We start from the raw sequence: 4,845 nt of genomic DNA, 5'->3' as shown, positions 1-4,845 counted from the left end.
GTGATCAAAACGGTCAGGACCATCGGCGTCATCCCGCCACGCCGCAGACCCCCGGATACCCACCCAACACCATGATCAACTTAGGCTACGCGGCATTGGGCCATGGACGGGACATGCGGCGGCACCGCTGGAGGTGCGGTGGCCCTGACTGGGTGCTGTGCATCGCATGAATTCACTATAGGAACGACCCCGCCAATCCCGTCTGTACGGACCGCCGCAACCGCACATCGGCCAGAAGCGGATAGGCCAGCCTGGTCGATACCGGCTCCTTGGTAACGGAATGTCACGATGGCAGGCCGCCCGGACCATGAACGGCTGCCTCTCCCGGTTCTAGCAATGGGCGGCACCAGACCCGCGCGACGGTGGCGCCGCTTCCCTCACGGCGGTCCCATCTGGTTCAACTCATCCGGGTTAGTTCGGACGGAAATGAGAGGTCGATCAACCGGTGACGTGCGGTGCCCGTGGTCGGGGTCCTCCACATCTGTTCGTGCGGCCAGTGCGGGTGCAACAGGTCGACGGTGGTCACCGCGACCGGCGCCCGCAACGGCCGGCTCACCAGATCAGCCAGCAGGTTCGCTTCGCGGGCCGCGTCGCGGGCGATGACCAGCACCACGCCGACCGGCACGACCGGGTCGGTACGCCGGTAGCCGGCCAGAACCGTGCCGAGGCCGGCAGTCGATCGCTCGCGTTCGGCGATCACCTCACCGACCGGGCCAGGATCCACGTGCACCAGGAACCGCAGACAGCGGCCGCCCTCCAGCCACACCCCGTACCCGTCGGCGCGCAGATGCGCCAGACCCCGCTCCCGCAACCACACCGACGTGTCCAACGTCGTCAACCACTGGAACAGCCCACACCGGCCCGGATCCTCACGGGCGGCCGCCAGCAGCGGCAGGAACAGCAGGTAGTGCGCCGCACTCCAGTCCCGCTGACCCAGCCGCAACGGCACCGACCGCCCCGACGCGACGAGATCACGGCCGAGCAGGTCGGCGCCCTGCCTGGTGATCCGATACCACCACGCGTGCGCCCGGTCCTCCGCCGCCCGCTCCCGGTCCACCAGGCCTGCGGCGTGCAGCCACGTGAGGTCCCGGTGCGCCGTCAACCGGGGCTCTCCCACCACCACCGCGATGTCGATCGTGGTCGCCATGCCATGCAATGCCAGGAACGACAGGATCCGCCACCGCCGAGGCGTCAACACAACACCACCGGGCACCCATCGATGATCCCCTACCCGTCGACGCCCGGCCATCCCGGCGCTGCGGCGGCGCGGTGGGGCTCCGGGGGAACTCCCGCACTCTCAAAACGGGGTTTGTGAGACGTTTTCCATGATCACTGTTCACCGCATCAGCCGAAGAGTCGATTACAGAACACTCAAAACTGGCAAAACGTACCCGCGCAAGATCGGCCCATCTCCCGGCACCGAGCCCTTCCGAGGAACCACCTCGAGCCGACCCGGGACCCACCGACGGCCGCAACCCCGGCCACCGAGACATCCCACATCGGCAGCCACCGACGGGCGTCCCGGAGCACCCGCCACGTCCCACCGGTGCCAACCTGGTCCATCGGCTCCCGAGCACCCACCGAGCCACCACCACCCGCACGCGGACACAAAAAAGGCCCCAACCCGGTGTGAACCACCAGCTTGGGTTCCAGGGATCGTTGCAACGCCTGACCTGATCAGGGGTTGCAGTGTTCGAGATCCGTGGGGATCGTCGGCCGCAGGGTCGTAAGAAGCTTCGCGCGGAGCGCCAGGCATATTTGGATCTTGTGGCGCGGGGTGTGAGTACGAGTGAAGCGTGTCGGCTGGTCGGGATCAATCGCAAGACTGGTCACCGCTGGCGCTACGGGCGCATGAGCCAGGCGAAGGCCGGGCAGCAGGACGTATCTCGTCCTGCTGCCGGCCTTCGGCCGTGTCGGGCCGCTATCTGTCGCAGGATGAGCGGATCGTGATCGCTGACCAGCTGCGCGAGGGTGCCTCTCAGGCGGCGATCGCCGCTGAGTTGCGACGGTCGCCGGGCACGATCAGCCGGGAGATCCGCCGCAACCGGCATCCGGACAGCGGCGACTACCAGCCCTACGCGGCCCAGCAACGCGCCGACAGTCGGCGGCCTCGCCCGAAGCTCGGCAAGATCGCCGCCTGCCCGCAGCTACGTTCCCTGGTGCAGGGCATGCTCGACTGCAAGCACAGCCCGGAACAGATCAGCCGTCGGCTGCGCCGCGACTTTCCCGAGCGAAGCGAGCGGCACGTGTCACACGAGACGATCTACCAGGCGCTCTACGTCCAGGGCCGCGGCGAGTTGCGCCGGGAACTGAGCGCCGCGCTGCGCACCGGCCGGGTGGTGCGACGCCCGCGCCGTCAGCCCGGGCAGCGCCAGCCCCGTTTCACTCATCCGATGGTGATGATCAGCGAGCGGCCCGCCGAGGCCGACGACCGTGCCGTCCCGGGTCATTGGGAAGGCGACCTGATCATCGGCAAGGACAACGGCTCCGCGATTGGCACCCTCGTCGAACGCGCCACCCGCTACGTCCTGCTCGTGCACCTGGGCGCCGGCCGCAGCGCCGACCGGGTCCGTGACGGCCTGCTCGCCGCCATGGCCACCCTGCCGCACCACCTGAAACGGTCTCTGACCTGGGACCAAGGCGCGGAAATGGCCATGCACCACGAGTTCAGCATCGCCGCGGACATGCCGGTCTACTTCTGCGACCCGCACTCACCCTGGCAACGCGGCTCCAACGAGAACACCAACGGACTGCTGCGCCAATACTTCCCCAAAGGCACCGACCTGGCCGTCCACACCCGCGAACACCTCGCCACCTCCCTGACCGGAACGGACCAGGTCGTCCTGGTCCCCACCGCGTAGAACCACAGAAGGAGTCATCATGTGTTACGGATTCGACGGAGAAGCCGCCCTGCGGCGGTCCGTCATCGACCGACGGAGCCTGCTGCGCGGTTCACTGGCGGCGGTCGCCGGTGTCGGCCTCGCGGCGTCGGGGATCGGCGCAACGGCCGCGTCGGCCACCACCCGCACCACCGGGCGCCACCAGTTACCCCCGGGCCTGATCAGCATTCAGCTGTGGACGGTACGCGACGCGCTGTGGGGCTCGCCCGGGTACGACGCGACCCTCGCCCACCTCGCCGAGATCGGCTACCCGAAGGTGGAGTTGGCGCTCGGCTACTTCGGGCGTACCGCTGCCCAGCTGCGCCAGTTCCTGGACAGCATCGGCATCAAGGCCAGCTCCAGCCACGACGGGATCAGCGGTGACGCCGGCGCGCTGGAACAGAAGATCCAGAACGCGCTCACCCTGGGCCAGTCGTTCATGGTAGTGCCGTACCTGTACTCCGACCGCGAGGACGACTGGAAGCGCTGGGCGGAACAGATGAATGTCGAGGCTGCGGCAGCGGCAGCGGCCGGCCTGCGCTACGGCTACCACAACCACGCCCACGAGTTCACCATCGACCTCGGAGGTGGCAGGCGACCCTGGGACGTGTTGACCGAGGAGCTCGATCCGAAGCTCGTACACCTGGAAGTCGACCTCTACTGGGCCGTCACCGGCGGCATCAACTCAGGCGATGGAGTGGTCGACCCCGAGGGCTTCGCGCTGGACGTCATCCGCTCCGCGCCCCAGCGTGTCCTGCAGTACCACGTCAAGGACCGGCACGCGTCCGACGGCGACATGGCCGACCTCGGCACCGGGGTGATCGATTTTGCCCGGATCTTCCAGGAGCACTCGGTGCTCGAGTACATCGTCGAAAACGACACCCCCGATGTGACACCGCAGCAGACGGCCGAGGTCGGCTACCGCTGCCTGCGCAAGCTGCGGTTCTGACGAACCCGGGCAGGCCCGTTCCCTCGTAGCAGGGAGCAATCGGGCGGCCAAGCACTGGCTGTACGACCTCGTACACCCGCTCGGCCGCCCGGCCGAACTGCCCGCACCAGCGCCGTCAAGCCCGGGTGACGGTCATCGGCGGCGCGCCGCCGCAGCCGGACACGCAAGCCGCACCGCAACCCAGGCCGTGAACCACGTACGCAACAAGCTCGCGTCGCTTGACTGAAATGCCTGGTTGCGATGAGGGCGGTGGTGATTCCGCGTACAGTTGGCGGGTGGCGATCACAACCGGCCAGTTGCGGTTCGGCCCGAACAACGGGCGGATGCTACTGCGCACCAGCCGCAAGGGTGTCGGCTCGACCGTCGGGCACGACCTGACCATTGAGGTGACCGACTGGTCGGTGGAGCTGGACGTTCCCGAGACCGGGCCGGTGGACGCCAACGCGACGGCCCGCGTCGAGTTGGGATCCTTGGCCGTACGGGAGGGCACCGGCGGTGCGCGACCGCTGACCGACAGGGACCGGCGCGAGATCGAGAACAACGCCCGGCGCACGCTGGACGTCGATCGCCACCCGACGGCCACCTTCGAGTCCAGCCGCGTCGTCACCGGCGACGACCACGCCACGATCAGCGGAACGCTCACTCTGCACGGGGTCGCCGCCCCCATCGACGTCGATGTACGCGAGGTGACGCCCGACCGGTACCGCGCCGCCACGGTGGTGACCCAGTCGGCGTACGGAATCAAGCCGTACTCGGCCTTTCTCGGCGCGCTCAAGGTCCATGACGACGTCGAGGTGGAGATCGAGGTCGACCTCGGACGCTGACCTGGTCCCGACCGGGCCCCAGAGGTTGAGCGGCCCCAGGTCGGTGGCGGCTACCGGAGGCGGTCTGTGGTTGGTCGGCTGGAACTGGCGATCCTGATCGGTCTGCAGGCGTCGGGCAAGACAGCGTTCCGCCGCCGCCTGCTGACCGACAATCATGTGGTGGTCAGCAAGGACGCGTTCCCGAATGCCCGCC

At 68.2% G+C, this 4,845-nt stretch carries 4 protein-coding genes and 1 pseudogene; 4 read left to right on the top strand and 1 reads right to left on the bottom strand.

Annotated features, from left to right (window positions below; genetic code table 11):
* Positions 1–397 precede the first annotated feature (397 nt).
* The gene (locus tag JNW87_RS34815) at positions 398–1,147 is read right to left on the bottom strand and encodes a hypothetical protein (RefSeq protein ID WP_236648730.1); all 750 of its coding nucleotides are present in this window, start codon (positions 1,145–1,147) and stop codon (positions 398–400) included.
* A gap of 542 nt (positions 1,148–1,689) precedes the next feature.
* Between JNW87_RS34815 and JNW87_RS41845 the strand changes: the two genes are divergently transcribed.
* The 4 genes and pseudogenes from JNW87_RS41845 (at position 1,690) to JNW87_RS34800 (ending at position 4,652) form a co-directional block, all read left to right on the top strand.
* Entirely contained in the window at positions 1,690–1,950 is a 261-nt protein-coding gene (locus tag JNW87_RS41845; protein ID WP_375373585.1) for a helix-turn-helix domain-containing protein, read from the top strand.
* A pseudogene (locus JNW87_RS34810) lies at positions 1,884–2,825 on the top strand (IS30 family transposase); the annotation flags it as partial. The gene JNW87_RS41845 and the pseudogene JNW87_RS34810, both read left to right, overlap by 67 nt.
* A 55-nt stretch (positions 2,826–2,880) precedes the next feature.
* Positions 2,881–3,828, top strand: coding sequence for a sugar phosphate isomerase/epimerase (locus JNW87_RS34805; RefSeq protein WP_109805930.1), 948 nt, complete (start codon positions 2,881–2,883; stop codon positions 3,826–3,828).
* Between the two features lie 275 nt (positions 3,829–4,103).
* Positions 4,104–4,652: a YceI family protein gene (locus tag JNW87_RS34800; protein WP_161558025.1), complete on the top strand. Its 549-nt coding sequence runs from the start codon at positions 4,104–4,106 to the stop codon at positions 4,650–4,652.
* The last annotated feature ends 193 nt before the right edge of the window (positions 4,653–4,845 follow it).

Source organism: Micromonospora sp. ATA51 (assembly GCF_016802855.1).
Lineage (GTDB): Bacteria > Actinomycetota > Actinomycetes > Mycobacteriales > Micromonosporaceae > Micromonospora > Micromonospora sicca.
Note: the sequence above shows the minus strand (reverse complement) of the source record. Positions and strands in the feature narration are given on the sequence as shown.